A 16273-nucleotide genomic window follows, 5' to 3' on the forward strand; every position below is an offset into this window, starting at 1 on the left:
TTCACCCTGGAAGGAGATATCACGATGACCGCGACCACCGTCGAGAGCAGCACCTCCGCACCGCAGACCCTCGATGTGATCGAACTGCCGGACGGCGTGCGCGACTCCATCGGACGAGCCCTGGCCGCCGAACCCGATCCGACGCGGGACATCGACCGGGCCATGGCCCGCTACCACCAGATCTTCGCCACCCTGCCGATCGAACTGCTCCAGCGGATCCTCGACTTCGGCCGTCACAACGACACCCCGGGCGTGGGCTACGTCCGCAACCTTCCCACCGACCCCGAACTGCCCGCCACGCCGGCCAACGGCGGCCCGGCCACCGACAAGAAGACCTTCGTCGCCGAGGGCGTCCTGCTGGGTCTGTCCGGGCTGCTCGGCGAGCCGGTCGGCTTCCTGACCGAGAAGAACGGACAGCTCGTCCACGACGTCATCCCCGTCGAGGGCGGCGCGATGACCCAGACCAACCAGGGCTCGACCGTCTTCCTCAACTTCCACAACGACATCGTCCACGACGCCATAGGCCGCTACGACGTCAGCAACCCCGACTTCCTCGTCCTCAGCTGCCTGCGCGCCGACCACGACGGCGTCGCCGCCACCCACTACGCGGACGCCCGGGACATCGTCAGGGCCCTCGACTCCCGCACCCTGGAGCTGCTGCGCAGTCCGCTGTTCCGGCTGAACGCCCCCGGCAGCTACGTCCGCGACGTGGCGGGCGGCAAGGAGGTCCTCTCCGACCCGGTCGCCATGATCAGCGGGCCCGAGCAGTTCCCGGAGATCTCCTCCTCCGCCAACGGCGTGCGCGCCCTGACCACCGCCGCCGAGGCCGCCCTGGACCGCCTGCAGGCCGCGTGCCGGGAGACCGCCCACCAGGTCCACCTGCGCCCCGGTGAGGCCCTGCTGATCAACAACCGCAAGGGCCTGCACGCCCGCACGCCGTTCACCGCCCGCTACGACGGCGCCGACCGCTGGCTCCAGCGTACGTACGTGCGCCGCAGCCAGTGGACCATCCGCTACCGGCAGACCGACGGCGACCGGCGCGTGCACCACTGATCCGCTGCGGCGGTGGCGTCAAAGGAGGGCCGGGCGACCCCGGCCCTCCCACCCGTTCGCTGTGCCAGACACCAGGAGAAGGATCACCATGGACGTCATGACGGCCGTACTGAGCCGCCGCAGCGCACACGATCTCGCCGAACCCGCGCCGAGCGACGAGGAGTTCGCCCACCTGCTGAGCGCCGCCGCCACCGCCCCCGACCACGGCAGGCTCCGCCCCTGGCGGTGGATCCTGGTGCGCGGAGAGGGACGTACGGCCCTGGGCCGCTGCTTCGCCGACCACAGCCCGTCCTCGGACGCGGAACGCCACCGCACCGAAGCCAAGACCCGCCGCGCGCCCCTGCTCGCCACCCTTGTCTTCACGCCCGCCGCCGGCCACCGGGTGCCCGAATGGGAGCAGTTGGCCGCCACCAGCGCCATGACGGGCTGCCTGATGCTCCTGCTGCACGCCCGCGGTTACGGCAGCATCTGGCGCACCGGCAGATTCACCGAATCCGCCGACGTCCGCCGGCTCCTGCACCTGCGGGCCGGCGAACGCCTGCTGGGCTGGCTGTACATCGGAACGGCCAAGGAGGCACAGCCGCACCGGCTGCGGATGCCCGACGACGTCAGCGACCGGATCACCGTCTTCGAGCCCGAACCGGTGACCGTCTAAGGCTCGTCGCCGGGCGGACGCATCACACGATCGCGGCCAGCGGCTGTTCCTCCTGCATCAGCCGCACCGCCTGGTCGATGAAGAGTTTCAGTTCCCGCGACAGCCGTCTGCCGCTGCGCCACGCCAACTGGGTGTACACGGCGAACGGAACGTCCCAGGGCAGTGCCGTCAGCTCGCCCTTGTCCACTTCCGCCGCGACGGTCACCAGCGGAAGCAGCGCGATCCCCAGCCCGGAGATCACACCCCGCTTGATCGCCTCGATGGTGCCGAACTCCAGGAACGACACCGTCTCCGCCCCCCGAAGCTCCTCCTCGAACAGATCCCGGTAGGCACACCCCGCCTCGGTCGCCAGGATCGACGTCGTCCGAAGATCGTGGAGGGACACCTGTACGCGTCCGGCCAGCGGGTGAGCGGGGGAGGAGACGAGCACCAGCGGCTCCTGGGCCAGCACGACCGTCTCCAGGCCCTGGTGCCGGGTCTCCTGCTCCATGAGGAATCCGATGTCGAAGGTGCCCTGTCGCAGCGCGTGGCAGGTCTCGGCGCACAGGCTCGGGCGCAGCGACAACTGCACCTTCGGATACCGGTGGTGGAAGAACTCCAGCAGCGGCGGCATCCGGTAGGAGGTGATGCTCTCCATCGTGCCGATGGTCAGGGTTCCCGCCGGGCCGTCGCCGCCGGCCACGTCCGCCCGCGCCGCCTCGGCCAGCTCCAGGATCTGCTCGGCGTACTCCAACAGCTTCTCGCCGGCGGGCGTCAGCCGGATCCGCCCACCGAGCCGGTCGAACAACTCCGTCCCCAGCGACGACTCCAGGGAACGAATCTGCGTCGTCACGCTCGACTGCGCGTAGCTGAGTTCCTCTGCGGCGCGAGTGAAGCTCAGCAGCGTCGCGACCTTCTGGAAGGTCACTAACTGACGTATCTCCATCCGTTCATCCCTTTACGATGTGAACGAAACGCCGGGAGGATGATGCCTTCAACGCACACCTCCACGCAGCACCCGCAAACACGACAAAACTATAAATAGATTATCAGTCGTAACAGCGGGTGACGTGATTTCTGTCACCAACCAACAAAGACCTGCACACGCGGCGCGCGTTCACCAGCTGATCAGGACGAGTTCGATGGCGAATCCCGGTCCCATGGCGGCGATGAGGCCGGGCGTGCCCGAGGGCGGGGGGCTGTTCATGGCCGTGTGCAGGACGTGCAGGACGGAGGCGGAGGAGAGGTTGCCCTTGCCGGCCAGGGACTGCCTGGTCGCGTCGAGGGCGTGCGGTGGAAGGTCGAGGGCGCGTTCGACGGCGGTGAGGACTTTCGGTCCCCCGCCGTGCACGATCCAGGTGGTGACCTCGCGGGGGGTGAGGGCGTGCCGGCCGAGCAGGCCGTACACGGCCTTGGGCAGGTGTTCCTCGGTGAGGGCCGGCACGTCGGAGGAGAGCAGGATCCGCAGGCCGTGCGAGCCGATGTCCCAGCCGAGTACCTCCTCGGTGCCGGGCACCAGGTGACTGTGGCTGTCCACGAGTTCCGGCCCGGCCTCCCGGTTGCGCGAGGCTCCGCTGGCCACGACGGCCGCCGCGCCGTCCCCGAAGAGACTGCCGGCGACGATGTTGGCCATCGACGTGTCCGTCATCTGGTAGGCCACGGAGCACAGTTCGACCGAGAGCAGCACCGCGGTGTGGTCGGGGTGAGCGAGCAGATAGTCACGCAGCCGGGCGAGTCCCGCGGCGCCGCCCGCGCAGCCGTTGCCGAACAGGGGGATGCGCCGGACGTCGGGGCGCAGGCCGATCCGGTGTGCGAGTCGCGCTTCGAGTGACGGCACCGCCAGTCCGGTGACGGTGGTGCTGATCACGGCGTCGACCTCCTCCGGCCGTACGCCCGCCGCCTCCAGTGCGTCGGTGAGCACCTGCTCGCCCAGTTCCAGGGCCGTCTGCAGCCAGACGCGATTGGCGTCGGTGAAGTCGGTGAGCGCGCGGAGTTCCGCCAGCGGGCGGGCGAAGTGGCGGCTGGAGACACCGGCGTTGGACTGGATCTTCCGCAGCATCAGTCTGCCGGTCTCGGACTGTCCCAGCGTCGTACCCGCCAGGGCGGCCATGATCTCCTCCTGCCCGAACCGGAACGGCGGTACGGCGGAGCTGATCGCCGTCACCCGCGGTCCGGGTGCGCTCGGCCTCCCGTCTCGCTGCGCTGTCATCGTCTGAGCTGTCGGCACTCGCTCTGTCCGCCCTTTCTGCTGACTGCGTGTGATGGTGGCTGTCCGGTGGGCTATCCGGTGGTGAACAGCAGGACCGCGTTTTGGCCGCCGAAGCCGAAGGAGCAGTTCAGCCCCGCGCCCGCGGGCACCGGGCGGGGCCGTTCGGCGACGATGTCGAGTTTGTGGGGGCCGTCTTGTCCCGTGAAGTTGGCGACCGGCGGCACCGTGCCGTGGCGCAGGGCGAGGACGGTGTACGCCGCCTGGATCGCCCCGGCCGCCCCCAGCGCATGGCCGATCACACCCTTGGCGGCTGTGACGGGCGGGACGTCGTCGCCGAAGACCCGGGTGAGCGCGGCGGCTTCCGCCGCGTCGTTGAGCGGGGTGCCGGTGCCGTGGGCGTTGACGTGCCCGATGTCCGCGGGGCGGCAGTCCGCGTCCCGCAGCGCGGCCGTGATCGCCCGGACGGCGCCGTCGCCGTGCGGATGCGGTGCCACCGGGTGGTGGGCGTCGGCGCTGGCGCCGTAGCCGCGCAGCACGGCCAGTGTCCGGGCGCGGCGGGCTCGTGCGTCCGCGGCCCGTTCCAGAACGAGCACGGCGGCGCCCTCGCCGAGGACGAAGCCGTCGCGGTGCGCGTCGAAGGGCCGGCTGGCCAGTTCGGGCCGCTCCCGGCGCCGGGACAGTGCGCGCATCCGGGTGAAGCAGGTGGCCGTCATCCGGGACCTGGCCGATTCGCTGCCGCCGGCGAGCACGAGGTCGCAGGTGCCGGAGCGCAGCAGGTCGCGTGCCACGCCCAGCGCGGTCGTGCCCGAGGCGCAGGCGCTGGCGGTGGTGAAGTTGGGGCCGCGGGCACCGAGGTCGATGGCGACCTCGCCGGCGGCCATGCTGGGCACGCTGCGCGGCAGGGCGAGCGGTGAGACCCGCTCCGGCCGGTGTGCGCCGAGATGGCCGAACTCGGTGGGGTAGGTGCTCAGGCAGTTGGATCCGACGCCGAGGACGACGCCGGCGCGCTCGCCCAGCCCGTCGGCCTCGTCCAGCCCCGCATGGGCGACGGCCCGGCGAGCGGCGACCAGGGCGAACTGGACGAACCGGTCGACGCGCCGTGCCAGTGGCCGGCCCAGCTCCGCCACCGGGTCGAAGCCGGTCACCGGGCAGGAGAAGTCCACGGGCAGCCCGGTGAGTTCGGGATCGTGGGCGGCCATCGAGCGGCCCCGGCACAGGGCCGCCCAGTTGTCCTCGAGCGTGTGTCCCGCCGGGGTGACCAGGCCGAGGCCGGTGACGGCGATGTCAGCGCGCATGGCGTGCCGCGGCGAAGGCACGGGCGGCGTCGGCGAGTGTCGAGGCCGGGGAGAGGTCCAGGGTGTCCTCGGGCAGCACGATCCCGAACTCTTCCTCCGCCGCGACCACCAGTTCCATCAGGGCCAGTGAGTCCACGTCGAGGCTGGCGAAGGTGGTCGTCGGCGTGAGGTCGCCGGGAGGGGCGGTGATGCTGAGATGGTCGGTCAGCAGGGCCATCAGCTGTTCGGGCAGCGCGTCCTGTGGCGCTTCGGTCATACCTGTGTCTCCTGCACGTGTGCCGCGTGGGTCATGTCGGTGCCTCCTGGTGCCGTCCCGGGCCGGCTGCGGGGGTGCGGCCGGCGTTCATGCGCTCGAACAACTCCCGTGCGCGGGCCGCCCGCGCGGTCAGCCGGTCCACGTGTCCGGCGAGCGAATCCCGTGCCTGCTCACCGGCCGGTCCCAGGCCGGGCAGGGACATCACCTTCAGCGCGCGCAGCAGCGGAACGACCACGCACTCCAGGTGGACGTCGAGGTTGTAGATGCCGGAGGCCGCGATGCGCGCGGCACGCGCCCGGAAGCCGGGGATCGCCGCGCCGGGCATCGCGAAACCGTCCAGCACGTCCGCCACAGCGGTCAGGGTCGCGTCGGGGAACAGCGCGAGCGCGTCGGCGAGCAGCCCCCGGTAGAAGAGCATGTGCAGGTTCTCGTCCGCCGCGATCCGCGCCATCAGCTGCTCGCCGGCGGGGTCCGCGCAGGCGGCCCCCGCGTTGCGGTGCGCCTGCCGGGTCGCCAGTTCCTGCACGGTGACGTACGCCAGCGAGTGCAGGAGGGTGGGCAGATTGGTCTGGTAGCCGGTGCCGACGTGCCGCATCCGCAGGTCCTCCAGCGCGACGGGGTCCACGGCGCGGCGGGCGTGGACGTAGGCGCGCAGGGCCGAGGCGTGGCGGTCCTCCTCGGCTGTCCACCGGTGCACCCAGGTGCCCCAGGCGCCGTCGCGGCCGAACCGGGTGGCGATCTCGAAGTGGTAGCTGGGCAGGTTGTCCTCGGTCAGCAGGTTGACGACCAGGGCGTCCCGCACGGCCTGGGGCAGTTGCGACTGCTCCGGCGCCCAGGCCATGCCGTGCAGCGGGCCGTCGTAGTCGCGTGCCGCGCTCCACGGCACGTACTGGTGCGGGAGCCAGTCACGGGCCGCGGCCAGATGCCGGTCCAACAGCCGTTCCACCGACGGCTCCAGCTCCCGTAGGACGCGTGCCTCCTGCGCAGTGACCTCAGCCATCCCCCGGTTCCCTCTTCTCCGCCTCGCATGGGTCATGCATGGTGCGCCGAGCTGTGTAACGTGCCCGGACGGCCCGGGAAGCGATCTTCCACCCGTTCGACGGACGCACGGGGACGTAACGCGCCGGTGATCACCCAGCAGGGGTACGTCCTGGTCCGGTTGGCTGCGGGCCGGTGCCCGTCTGGCATGCCGGACGTCGGTGTCCGGGCCGGACGGGCGTCAACGCGAGCCCCTCGACGTGCCGCGTTCGCGGGAGGGTCACCCGCGCCGTGGCGCGCGGCCACTAGTCCTTGCCGGGTGATCACCTCAGCTTCCCGCTCCGGGCCGCCCGCCGTCCCCCCGTCCTTCTTCCGCCGCGCCACGCACCGACGAGGAGTCACCGGCCGATGACCACGACGAGTGACTCCCGTGCCCCGGAGCACGAGGGCGAGGACCCGGGCGGCGCAGGGCCGGCCGGGGTGGTGTCGGCGATGTGCCTGGCGCTGGCACTGGTCACCGCCTCCATGTCGGCCCTCAATCTCGCTCTGCCCGAACTGGCCGTCGGCTTGTCCGCGTCCACCACGTCGCTGACGTGGATCGTCGACGGATACGCGGTGGCGCTGTCCGGCCTCGTCCTTCCCCTGGGGGCCCTCGGCGACCGCCTGGGCCGCCGTGCTGTGCTGGTGGCCGGTGCGGTGCTGTTCGGGGCGGCAGCCCTGGCCGCGTCGGGCGCCTCCGACACGACCGCGCTGATCGTCTGGCACGCGGTGATGGGTCTCGGGGCTGCCATGATCATGCCGGGCACCTTGTCGACGATCACGGCGGTCCTCACCCCGGCCCAGCGGCCGAAAGGCGTTGCCATCTGGTCCGGGTGCGCGGCGGCCGGGGTGATCATGGGGATGCTGGTGTCGGGTGCGCTGCTGGAGTGGTTCAGCTGGCGGGCGATCTTCGTCGCCAGCGCCGTGGCCGCTGCGGGCGCCGCTGTCGCGGCACTGGTCCTCGCCCCCGAGACCAGGGACGCGGACGCGCACCGGCGCCGGTTCGACGTCGCCGGCGCGGTGTGCACCGCTCTCGCGCCCGGAGCCCTGGTGTATGCGCTGGTCGAGGGCAACGACGGCGGCTGGGGCCGGGCCCGCGTCGTGGGCGCGCTGGCTGTCACGGTGCTGGCCGCCGTCGCGTACGTCCTGCTGGGGCTGCGCGCCGCACACCCCATGCTGGATCCCCGGCTGTTTCGTATCCGCAGCTTCAAAGCCGGAGCCGTGACGATCGCGGTGCAGTTCATGGCGGTGTTCGGCTTCTATTTCGTCGGCCTGCAATACCTCCAGCTCGTCCTCGGCTACAGTCCGCTGAAATCCGCGCTGGCCCTGGTGCCGGTCGCGCTGGTCGTCGTGCCCACCTCGCAGACGACTCCGTACCTGGTCGGCCGCCTCGGCATGCGGACGGTCATGGTGGGCGGGCTGCTGCTGCTCGGCTCCGGACTGGTGGCGCTGTCCCTGCTCGGCGCGGGGTCGGGGTATCTGCCCTTCCTCGGCAGCCTGGTCCTGGCCGGTTTCGGGATCGGTACGACGGGCGCCGTCGGCACGTCGGCCATCACCGGTGCCCTCACCCGGGACCAGCAGGGGGTGGCGTCCGCGGTGAACGACGTCACCCGCGAAGTCGGGGCGGCCATCGGCATCGCCCTGGTGGGGTCGGTGTTCGGCAGCCACTACCGCTCGGCGCTGCCCGACGTCTCGCGGCTGCCCCCGGTCGCCGCGGACGCCGTACGGCGCTCCCCGGCCGGCGGTCTGTACGTCGCCGAGCGCATCGGCCCGGAGGGCACGGCACTGGCGTCGGCCGTCAAGGACGCGTTCATGACCGGCATGTCCGCGGCGCTCAGCACGGTCGCAGTCGTCCTGGCCGTCGCGGTCTGCTTCCTCCTGCGCGCTCCGAAGGAGCCTCCCGTGCCCGACTAGCCCACACACCGGGCACATGCGCCCCAGGCCATCACCAGGCTGGGCCCGCACCACCGGTGCGGCGCCCGGCGAAGGCCGCACCCCGATGTCTTCCACCTCGGCACCATTCGGGTGAAAGGGAAGGTGAGGAAGGGGAAGACCGCCTCTACGGTGCGGCCCACGTGCTCGAATGTGTGGGCGCCGCCGCCCGCCGGAGACGGGGAGACCTGCTGATGACAACGCCCGAGACCGACGTCCTCGTCGTCGGCGCCGGACCGACCGGTCTTGCGGCGGCGCTCCTGCTGGGCCGGGCGGGAGTGCGGACGCACGTGGTGGCGCGGCACCCCGGACCGGCCCGGCACCCCAAGGCCCACATCCTCAACGCGCGGACGATGGAACTGTTCCGGCAGTGGGGTCTGGCCCCGCCGGTGAGCGAGGCCGCGCTGCCACCCGAACTCGGTCTGGGCGTGGGCTTCGTGACCCGGATGGCAGGCCGGGAGCTGGGCCGCATCATGGCCGACGACGACCCGGCGGTCCTGGAGGGGATGCTGACCCAGTCCAGCGAGATCCTGCGCTCGTGTCCGCAGGACGTGCTGGAACCCCTGATGCTGCGGGCCGTCGAGGCCCACCCCACTGTGACGGTCGGGTTCGGCACCGAAGTGCTGAACGTCGAACAGGACGGCACCGGTGTCACGGCCACCGCCCGGTCGGCCAAGGACGGCACGCTCCACGCCTTCCGCTCCCGGTTCCTGATCGGGGCGGACGGAGCGGGCAGCACGGTGCGCCGCCGGACGGGTATCCGCGCACCCCGGCTGCGTTCGTCGGGCCACATGATCGGCGTGCACTTCACCGCCGACCTCACGCCGTACCAGCGGCAGCGGCCCTTCCTGCTGTGGTGCGTGGTGAACGCCGACACCCAGGGTGCCCTGGTCGCCCTCGACGGGCACAGCCGCTGGACGTACCTCTTCGGCTACGACCCCGCCCACCACTCTCCGCGGCACTTCACCGCCGAGCGGTGCGCCCACCTCGTGCGCGCCGCGGTGGGCGCACCCGATGTGGAGGTGCGGGTGCGGGACGTCTACCCGTGGCAGATCGAGATCGCGCTCGCGGAGCGCTTCCGCGCCGGCCGGGTTCTCCTCGCCGGTGACGCAGCCCACCGCTTCCCGCCCAACGGCGGCTTCGGCATGAACACCGGCATCCAGGACGCCCACAACCTCGTCTGGAAACTCGTCCACGTGCTGCGCGGTACGGCCGGTGAGGCGCTGCTCGACACCTACGAGACGGAACGGCGCCCGGTCGCGTTGGCCAACGCCCGACAGAGCATGGCCAACGCCGAACGCATGGCGCTGACCGGGACGATGCTCGCCGACCCCACCTCGCTGCGCGAGGTGGAGAACGCGGACAGCCCCGAGGGCGCCGCCCTGCGCGCTCGCATCATCGCGGGCATCCCGGCACAGCGGGAGCAGTTCCTGTTCACCGGACAGACCTTCGGCTACGTCTACGACTCCGAGGCGATCGTGGACGACGGCAGCCCCCTGCCCCGATCCACCGTGTGCGTCTACCGGCCCACCGCGCACCCCGGCGCCCGCGCGCCTCACCTGTGGCTGCGCGGCGCCACCGGGGAGCGGATCACCGTGCACGACGTCATCGCCGACCGCTTCTCCGTGCTGACAGGCCCGCAGGGGCGGATGTGGGAGGTGGCCGCCGCCGAGGTCAACCAGCGTCACGGTCTGGACCTCCTCACCGTGCGCATCGGCCCCGGTTGCCCCTGGACGGAGGACGAACCGGGCCACTGGCAGGACCTTTACGGGGTCGGACCATCGGGCTGTGTACTCGTCCGCCCCGACAACCACGTGGCCCTGCGGTGCGCCGCCGAGCCCGGTGACCCCATCCGGGTACTGACCGAGGCGGTGACGAAGGTCCTCGCTCGGGAGCCATCGCCGGTGACTGCCGACGCAGACGCACCAACCCGATGACCTTAGCCGATCACTTCAGCAGCACAGGAAGGAAAGTTTCCCGCCATGACCCATCCGGCGCTCGCCGCCCTGCCTCCAGGGCTGGCCATTCTCATGGCAGCCATCGCCGGCGAGCGGCTGCTCGAACTCGTCGTGGCCCGCCGCCACGCACGCTGGGCCGCCGACCGCCAAGGCGTGGAGTACGGCCGCAGCCACTACCCGGTGATGGTCGCTCTTCACGTCGCGCTCATCGCCGGGTGTCTGACCGAAGTCGCCTTCGCGCACCGCCAGTTCACTCCCGCGCTGGGCTGGCCGGCGCTGACCGGGGTGGTGTTGGCGAACGCCGGACGCTGGTGGTGCATCCGCTCCCTGGGCCCGCAGTGGAACACCCGCGTCATCATCGTGCCCGGCCTGCCCCTGGTCAGCCGGGGACCCTACCGCTGGCTGCGCCACCCGAACTACGTCGTCGTGATCACTGAGGGCATCGCGCTGCCCCTGGTCTACGGCGCCTGGGTGACCGCGCTGCTGTTCACGGCCGCCAACGCGGCGCTGCTCGCCGTACGGCTGCGGGTGGAGAACAAGGCGCTGGCACTGGCCACCTGACACACCGGCCGGCCGAACCGAGCCACCAACCGCCCGCTGAGACGAGGAGCACCACAAGTGTCCTACGACGCCGACGTACTGGTCGTGGGCGGCGGGCCGGCCGGCCTGGCCTCGGCCCTGCACGCGGCCCGCGCCGGACTGACAGTGATGGTGTGCGAGCAGCGCATCGGCCCCGTGGACAAGGCCTGCGGCGAAGGCATCATGCCCGCCGGCGTGGAGCGCCTGCGCGCGCTCGGCATCCGCCCCGAGGGAGCGGCACTCACCGGCATCGACTACCTGGACCTGTCCGGCCGACGCGCCCACGCGCCCTTCCTGCGCGGCAGCGGACTCGGCGTGCGCCGCACCGAACTGCACAACGTCCTGGCCACCGCGGCCAAAGCCGCAGGAGCGCGGCTGCTGCACCGCCGCATCACCACCCTGCAACAGGACAGCGTCTCCGTGACCGCCGGCGGAATGCGCGCACGGTGGCTCATCGCGGCGGACGGCCTGCACTCACCCCTGCGCCGCCATCTCGGCGTCCCCGCCGGCCACGGCGGCCTGCGCCGCTTCGGCCTGCGCCGCCACTGGCACGTCCGGCCGTGGACCTCGACCGTGGAAGTGACCTGGGGGCCGCACGCGGAGGCGTACGTAACCCCCGTCGCCGCCGACCAGGTCGGTGTCGCGGTGCTGTACCGCCCCGAACAACCGCCCGCGGCAGCGGCACCGCACGCCTACGACGCCCTGCTGTGCGGTTTCCCCGTTCTGCGCCGTCGGCTGGCCGACGCGGTCGCGGCCTCGTCGGTACGGGGAGCAGGGCCGATGCCGCAGCGGCCCAAGCGCCGGGTCGTGGGCCGGGTCCTGCTCGTGGGCGACTCCGCCGGATACGAGGACGCCCTCACCGGAGAGGGCATCAGCCTGGCCCTCGCCCAGGCCCAGGCCGCCGTCGACGCACTGCTGGCCGATGCTCCGCACCGCTACGAACGGCAGTGGCAGGGCACCACCCGGCGCTACCGCCTGCTCACCCGAGGACTCGTGAGCGCCACCGCCCGCCCGGCCCCAAGAGCCCTCCTGGTACCGGCATGCCGGGCGGCACCCGCCCTCTTCACCGGGGTCGTCAACCAACTGGCCCGCTGACGGGCTTCGGCGTACAGCGCACACACCGCAGACGGTCTGATGCCCTGACGAGACCAGCCGTCGCCGACGAACTTGTGGCCCCGGGTCTGGGGAACGGAGGGGTGGTCTGTACGTAGTCGGGTGCGCGCACCTGACGAATCCCAGGGCCGAGCAGATCGCGGATCGCCCGGCTCGTATACCGCCACCGGCTGTGAGCCCGGGCCGAGAACCGCAGCCGCGACAACACCGCACCAGCACGGTCCACCGACTCCGTCAGCGGACCGTCGCGAAAGACCGCGATTATGGTGAAGGCGTGTTCGACTCACGCGACTTCGATCTGGCGCCCTACGCGGATCTCGACACGGCCGAGCTCGTGCGTCATACGTACTGCAGCTGGCAGGAGGCCGGGTGGCGGTCCCTGCTCGTGCAGTCCTTCACCCACGCGCGTGAGGTGGAGGCCATGCCCCTTCCCGGCACGTCCGACCTGCACCTGGTGCTGTGCACGGGCGGGGACGCCGTGATGCACGTCCAAAGCGGCGGCGGCAGGGCGACCCGGCGCCGCTGGCTTCCCGGCCGTCTGGAACTCGTGGTGCCCGGTCGCGCGTCGGTGCGCAGTTACCGGGCGGCGTCGACGCTGCGCAGCGTGCAGGTGCACGTTCCGCGGGCCACGGTGGAGCGGACGGTGGCCGAACTGGACGGTGCCGCCCCGGACTTCGAGGCGCTCTCCGCCGGTCTGGGGGCGGGGGACACGGTGGTGGAACACATCCTGCGCGGGCTGCCGGCCGCGGGGGACGTGTACGCGGAATCGGCCGCGGTCTTCCTCGTCGCCCATCTGCTGGCCCGGGGCGCTGCCCGGCCGGTACCGGGCCCTGAGCACGCGGCGGTCCGCCGGGGCATTGCGGTCATGCGTGAGCGACTGGCCGATCCGCTGACGCTCGCGGAGATCGCCGCGGAGGCGCGGTTGAGCGTGTACCACTTCATCCGCGTCTTCCGCGCGGCGACCGGCGAGACACCGCACCGGTTCCTGACCCGGCTGCGGATCGGGGAGGCGCGGCGGCTGCTCGGCGACACCACCCTGACGGTGGCGCAGATCGCGCAGCGCTGTGGCTTCTCCAGCCCCGGCAGCCTGTCCTCGGCGTTCCAGACCCAGGTCGGTGTCAGGCCGTCGGTCTACCGCAAGATGCGGTCGGCAGGTGGGCAATCGAGCGCATGTACCGGGCCGGCGGCGCCGCTCTAGCGTGGCTGCATGCCGTACAGCTATACCGTCACCTCCCACTCCCCGGCGAGCCCTGACGCGGTGTTCAGCGCCCTCGTCCACGCGGCGACCTGGCCGTCCTGGTCGCCGATCGATTCCGTCGAGATCGAGGGAGGTGGTGATCCACAGCAGCGGCAGCAGGTCGGCGACACACGGGTGTTCCGCACGGGCCGTTCCGTCTCCCGCGAACGCATCGTCGAGCTGGAACCCGACCGGCGGTTCGGTTACGACAACACGAGCGGGCCGTTCCGCTCCTACCGGGGCACTGTCGAACTCGCCGAGACCCCGCAGGGCGGCACCGTCATCACATGGACGGGCGTCTTCGAGCCGACACTGCGCTTCTCGGGTCCGTTGTGGCGCTGGTATCTGACGCGCTTCATGCAGCGGATGGCCGATGGGCTGGCGGACTACGCCCGGACCACGGCCGGGTCCGCCGACGGCTGACTGCCGAGGCGGGCGCGGGACTTGGACCGCGATGAATCATCCTGGACGACGCCCGGTTCATCCGGCACGACTACCTGTTGACGGCCGGTGCGGTTCCAGCCCCGGTCACCTCGATGTTTCACTGGCGGCGGTGTGCTGCTGGGGGATGTCCCCGTGGGGTCGACGATGTGGCTGACGTGCCGTCGCCTCGGTCGTCACATGCGTGACCGCTGCTGGGGATGGGGCTTGTGGTTGTCGCAGGCGTACTGGGTGTGGTGTGGGTTTGTCGCCTGGGCGAGGTGCTGTGCACCGGGTGTGGTGGGTTGGGCGGTCTCAGATGAGGCCGCGCGTGGCGAGGCTGCGGCCGGTTTCCTCGATGGTGTCGGGGATCGGGTGGAGTGGGCGGCCCAGGAGCGCCTCGGCGGGGTCGCGGTCGAAGCGCTGCGCCGAGCCGATGAGCCAGCGGTTGTCACGCAGTTGGGGTTCGAAGAGGCTCGCGGCCCGGGTGAGCCACGTCGGCATCGCCCGGGTGGGGATCTTCCCGCTCGCCTCGGGAAGCCTTGCGCGGAGCACTGCGGCGACGTCGATGAGGGAGGTGGGGTCGGTCGCGACGATGGTGCGGGTTGCGCCCGCCGTCTTGGAGGTCATGGCCTCGATGTGCGCGTCGGCGACGTCTCGCACGTGCACCCACGGCAGGCGCAGGTCCGGGACCATCGGGAGCGCGCCGGCCATGATCTGCTGGATCGCCGTGACGGAGGTTCCGGGATCGTCGGACAGGAGGGGGCCGATGACCGCGCCGGGGTTGATGACGGCGAGCCGGTCGCGCACGCCGCGTCGCTCCATGATGTCCCAGGCCGCGCGCTCGGCTTGGACCTTCGACGCGGTGTAGGCGTTGAGGCCGCGGCGGTCGGGTGGGGTCCAGTCGGATGCCGTGAAGACGTGACCTGTGCGCGCGGGCGCGTACTGCACCGCCGCGAGGGAAGAGGTGACGACCACACGCTCCACGCCTGCGTCGAGGGCGGCGTTGAGTGCGCGGGTGGTGCCCTGGACGGCGGGGCGGATCAGGTCCTGCGGGTCCTTGGGCTTGGTGGTGACGAAGGGGGAGGCGATGTGCAGGACGTACCGGCAGCCGGCGGTTGCGGCGGTCCATCCCTCATCGGAGAGCAGATCGAGGGGCAGGATATCCAGCAGCGTGTCGTCTGCGCCCGCCTCTGCCATGGCGGCGCGTACCTCGGCGGCGCGGGCCGGTGAGCGCACCGACCCGCGGACGGCGTATCCGCGCCGCAGCAGTTCGGCCGCTGTGTGAGCGCCGATGAATCCCGAGACCCCTGTGACAAGGACTGTGTCTGTCATGTCTCTCCCGTGATCGCCCCATCTTGACAGTGAGCAGTTTACGGGCGGTCTGCTCACTGTCAAGATGGGGGGTGTGATGACCGAAGAGCCGAAGTCCGGCGATCGTTACCACCACGGCAATCTGCGCGCGGCGCTGCTCGACAGCGCGTTGGAGGTGCTGTCCGAGAGCGGTGTCGCCGGGTTCAGCATGCGCGAGGCCGCGCGGCGGGCGGGAGTGTCGCAGTCCGCGCCCAAGCACCACTTCGGCGACGCGCGCGGGCTGCTCGGCGCGCTCGCCACGCGCGCCTACCGCCAACTGTGCGACCGGCTGGAGGCGGTGGAGGTCGTCGGGCGCGACGTGCGGGAGCGGGTCGCGGCGCTCGCGGCCGAATATGTCGCGTTCGCCCGGGACAACCGCGCGCTGTTCGACCTCATGTGGCGCATGACCCAGTTCGACTACCACGATCCCGACCTCGTCGAGCAGAAGCACCGGGCACTGCGCGCCCTGTACCGCGGCCTGCGCGGCCAGGACACGCAGCTGCCCGAGGGTGCGGACCCCGCGCTGGTGCCGAGCTACGCGGTGTGGTCCCTGGTGCACGGCTATACGAGCCTGGCGCTGGAAGGCGCGATCGACGAAGACGCCCCCGATCCGTTGACCAGCGACCTGCTCCCCGCGATGCTGCGGCTCCTCGATGTGTCCCCGGCCCAGCGCGACCAGTAGACCGCCGCTGCCGTCGCGCCGGTGGCAAGCTCGTGCCACGTGGACTGCACGTTCTGCCGACTCATCGAGGAAGGCGCTGCGCGCTGGGTTGCCTATGAAACCAGGGCCTGCGCGTTCCTGCCGCTGGATCCGTTGGCGCCCGGCCATACTCTGGTCGTGCCCACCCAGCACTACGCGGATGTCTTCGACACGCCACGCGACGTCCTCGCCGCGACGATGACGCTGGTCCAGCGTGTCCGGCGCCATGCGGGCAGCCCTGGACGCCTCAGGCGTGAACATCCTGAACGCCAGCGGCCCGGCATCCGAACAGTCGGTGCCGCACCTTCACTTCCACGTCGTCCCGCGGTGGGCGGACGACGGGATCTCGACGTGGCCGGCGGGGCGATCCGAGCATCGACTGGCCGGCGACCCCGGCACGAGGCTTGCCGAGTACCTCGTTGGAGGGCAGCACCAGCGCAATTGAGTCAGAACCCATGATCGACCCCGTGAGAGCGACTCCAACTGTTCTTCTCACGACCTGCTGGTGAGCGTGATC

15 protein-coding genes and 1 pseudogene are annotated in these 16273 nt (G+C 71.5%); 10 read left to right on the forward strand and 6 right to left on the reverse strand.

The window, feature by feature from the left end; translation table 11 throughout:
• Nucleotides 1-24 precede the first annotated feature (24 nt).
• A complete protein-coding gene (locus tag ACYF6T_RS20390) occupies nt 25-1053 on the forward strand; it encodes a TauD/TfdA family dioxygenase (RefSeq protein WP_461698219.1) in 1029 nt (342 codons plus the stop codon).
• A gap of 88 nt (nt 1054-1141) precedes the next feature.
• Nucleotides 1142-1708 carry a nitroreductase family protein gene (locus ACYF6T_RS20395; RefSeq protein WP_461698220.1) on the forward strand — a complete coding sequence of 189 codons (567 nt, stop codon included), beginning with the start codon at nt 1142-1144 and terminating at the stop codon, nt 1706-1708.
• Between the two features lie 22 nt (nt 1709-1730).
• Here ACYF6T_RS20395 and ACYF6T_RS20400 read toward each other — a convergent pair whose 3' ends face one another.
• The 5 genes from ACYF6T_RS20400 to ACYF6T_RS20420 all read right to left on the reverse strand — a co-directional run bounded on the left by ACYF6T_RS20400 (nt 1731) and on the right by ACYF6T_RS20420 (nt 6447).
• Nucleotides 1731-2633, reverse strand: coding sequence for a LysR family transcriptional regulator (locus ACYF6T_RS20400; RefSeq protein ID WP_461698221.1), 903 nt, complete (start codon nt 2631-2633; stop codon nt 1731-1733).
• A 171-nt stretch (nt 2634-2804) separates the two neighbouring features.
• The gene (locus ACYF6T_RS20405; RefSeq protein ID WP_461698222.1) at nt 2805-3896 is read right to left on the reverse strand and encodes a type III polyketide synthase; all 1092 of its coding nucleotides are present in this window, start codon (nt 3894-3896) and stop codon (nt 2805-2807) included.
• A 71-nt stretch (nt 3897-3967) separates the two neighbouring features.
• Nucleotides 3968-5191, reverse strand: a complete 1224-nt coding sequence (locus tag ACYF6T_RS20410; protein WP_461698223.1) for a beta-ketoacyl-[acyl-carrier-protein] synthase family protein — start codon at nt 5189-5191, stop codon at nt 3968-3970.
• Complete coding sequence (locus tag ACYF6T_RS20415; RefSeq protein WP_461698224.1) at nt 5181-5447, reverse strand: acyl carrier protein; 267 nt, start codon at nt 5445-5447, stop codon at nt 5181-5183. The genes ACYF6T_RS20410 and ACYF6T_RS20415 overlap by 11 nt, the downstream gene beginning before the upstream one ends.
• A 31-nt stretch (nt 5448-5478) precedes the next feature.
• Entirely contained in the window at nt 5479-6447 is a 969-nt protein-coding gene (locus ACYF6T_RS20420; RefSeq protein WP_461698225.1) for an acyl-ACP desaturase, read from the reverse strand.
• A gap of 386 nt (nt 6448-6833) precedes the next feature.
• On the opposite strand from ACYF6T_RS20420, the gene ACYF6T_RS20425 reads away from it, so the two are divergent.
• The 6 genes from ACYF6T_RS20425 (at nt 6834) to ACYF6T_RS20450 (ending at nt 13706) form a co-directional block, all read left to right on the forward strand.
• Nucleotides 6834-8378 (forward strand): MFS transporter, encoded by a 1545-nt coding sequence (locus tag ACYF6T_RS20425; RefSeq protein ID WP_461698226.1) that lies wholly within the window; start codon nt 6834-6836, stop codon nt 8376-8378.
• A gap of 212 nt (nt 8379-8590) precedes the next feature.
• Nucleotides 8591-10333, forward strand: coding sequence for an FAD-dependent monooxygenase (locus ACYF6T_RS20430; RefSeq protein WP_461698227.1), 1743 nt, complete (start codon nt 8591-8593; stop codon nt 10331-10333).
• 45 nt (nt 10334-10378) lie between these two features.
• The gene (locus ACYF6T_RS20435; protein ID WP_461698228.1) at nt 10379-10915 is read left to right on the forward strand and encodes an isoprenylcysteine carboxyl methyltransferase family protein; all 537 of its coding nucleotides are present in this window, start codon (nt 10379-10381) and stop codon (nt 10913-10915) included.
• 57 nt (nt 10916-10972) lie between these two features.
• Nucleotides 10973-12028 (forward strand): NAD(P)/FAD-dependent oxidoreductase, encoded by a 1056-nt coding sequence (locus tag ACYF6T_RS20440; protein ID WP_461698229.1) that lies wholly within the window; start codon nt 10973-10975, stop codon nt 12026-12028.
• Nucleotides 12029-12320: 292 nt separating this feature from the next.
• Nucleotides 12321-13244, forward strand: a complete 924-nt coding sequence (locus tag ACYF6T_RS20445; protein WP_461698230.1) for a helix-turn-helix domain-containing protein — start codon at nt 12321-12323, stop codon at nt 13242-13244.
• Nucleotides 13245-13253: 9 nt separating this feature from the next.
• Nucleotides 13254-13706, forward strand: coding sequence for an SRPBCC family protein (locus ACYF6T_RS20450; protein WP_461698231.1), 453 nt, complete (start codon nt 13254-13256; stop codon nt 13704-13706).
• Nucleotides 13707-14018: 312 nt separating this feature from the next.
• Here ACYF6T_RS20450 and ACYF6T_RS20455 read toward each other — a convergent pair whose 3' ends face one another.
• Nucleotides 14019-15038 (reverse strand): NAD-dependent epimerase/dehydratase family protein, encoded by a 1020-nt coding sequence (locus ACYF6T_RS20455; RefSeq protein ID WP_461698232.1) that lies wholly within the window; start codon nt 15036-15038, stop codon nt 14019-14021.
• Between the two features lie 76 nt (nt 15039-15114).
• On the opposite strand from ACYF6T_RS20455, the gene ACYF6T_RS20460 reads away from it, so the two are divergent.
• Together ACYF6T_RS20460 and ACYF6T_RS20465 are read left to right on the forward strand one after the other, a co-directional pair.
• Nucleotides 15115-15738 carry a TetR/AcrR family transcriptional regulator gene (locus ACYF6T_RS20460; protein WP_461698233.1) on the forward strand — a complete coding sequence of 208 codons (624 nt, stop codon included), beginning with the start codon at nt 15115-15117 and terminating at the stop codon, nt 15736-15738.
• A 39-nt stretch (nt 15739-15777) separates the two neighbouring features.
• A pseudogene (locus tag ACYF6T_RS20465) lies at nt 15778-16201 on the forward strand (HIT family protein).
• The last annotated feature ends 72 nt before the right edge of the window (nt 16202-16273 follow it).

The sequence above is a fragment of the Streptomyces sp. 7R007 genome (genome assembly GCF_054850255.1).

Coding starts and splice junctions, on each gene's coding strand:
- ACYF6T_RS20390 (WP_461698219.1), top strand. CDS start 25: ATGACCGCGACCACCGTCGAGAGCAGCACCTCCGCACCGCAGACCCTC.
- ACYF6T_RS20395 (WP_461698220.1), top strand. CDS start 1,142: ATGGACGTCATGACGGCCGTACTGAGCCGCCGCAGCGCACACGATCTC.
- ACYF6T_RS20400 (WP_461698221.1), bottom strand. CDS start 2,633: ATGGAGATACGTCAGTTAGTGACCTTCCAGAAGGTCGCGACGCTGCTG.
- ACYF6T_RS20405 (WP_461698222.1), bottom strand. CDS start 3,896: ATGACAGCGCAGCGAGACGGGAGGCCGAGCGCACCCGGACCGCGGGTG.
- ACYF6T_RS20410 (WP_461698223.1), bottom strand. CDS start 5,191: ATGCGCGCTGACATCGCCGTCACCGGCCTCGGCCTGGTCACCCCGGCG.
- ACYF6T_RS20415 (WP_461698224.1), bottom strand. CDS start 5,447: ATGACCGAAGCGCCACAGGACGCGCTGCCCGAACAGCTGATGGCCCTG.
- ACYF6T_RS20420 (WP_461698225.1), bottom strand. CDS start 6,447: ATGGCTGAGGTCACTGCGCAGGAGGCACGCGTCCTACGGGAGCTGGAG.
- ACYF6T_RS20425 (WP_461698226.1), top strand. CDS start 6,834: ATGACCACGACGAGTGACTCCCGTGCCCCGGAGCACGAGGGCGAGGAC.
- ACYF6T_RS20430 (WP_461698227.1), top strand. CDS start 8,591: ATGACAACGCCCGAGACCGACGTCCTCGTCGTCGGCGCCGGACCGACC.
- ACYF6T_RS20435 (WP_461698228.1), top strand. CDS start 10,379: ATGACCCATCCGGCGCTCGCCGCCCTGCCTCCAGGGCTGGCCATTCTC.
- ACYF6T_RS20450 (WP_461698231.1), top strand. CDS start 13,254: ATGCCGTACAGCTATACCGTCACCTCCCACTCCCCGGCGAGCCCTGAC.
- ACYF6T_RS20455 (WP_461698232.1), bottom strand. CDS start 15,038: ATGACAGACACAGTCCTTGTCACAGGGGTCTCGGGATTCATCGGCGCT.
- ACYF6T_RS20460 (WP_461698233.1), top strand. CDS start 15,115: ATGACCGAAGAGCCGAAGTCCGGCGATCGTTACCACCACGGCAATCTG.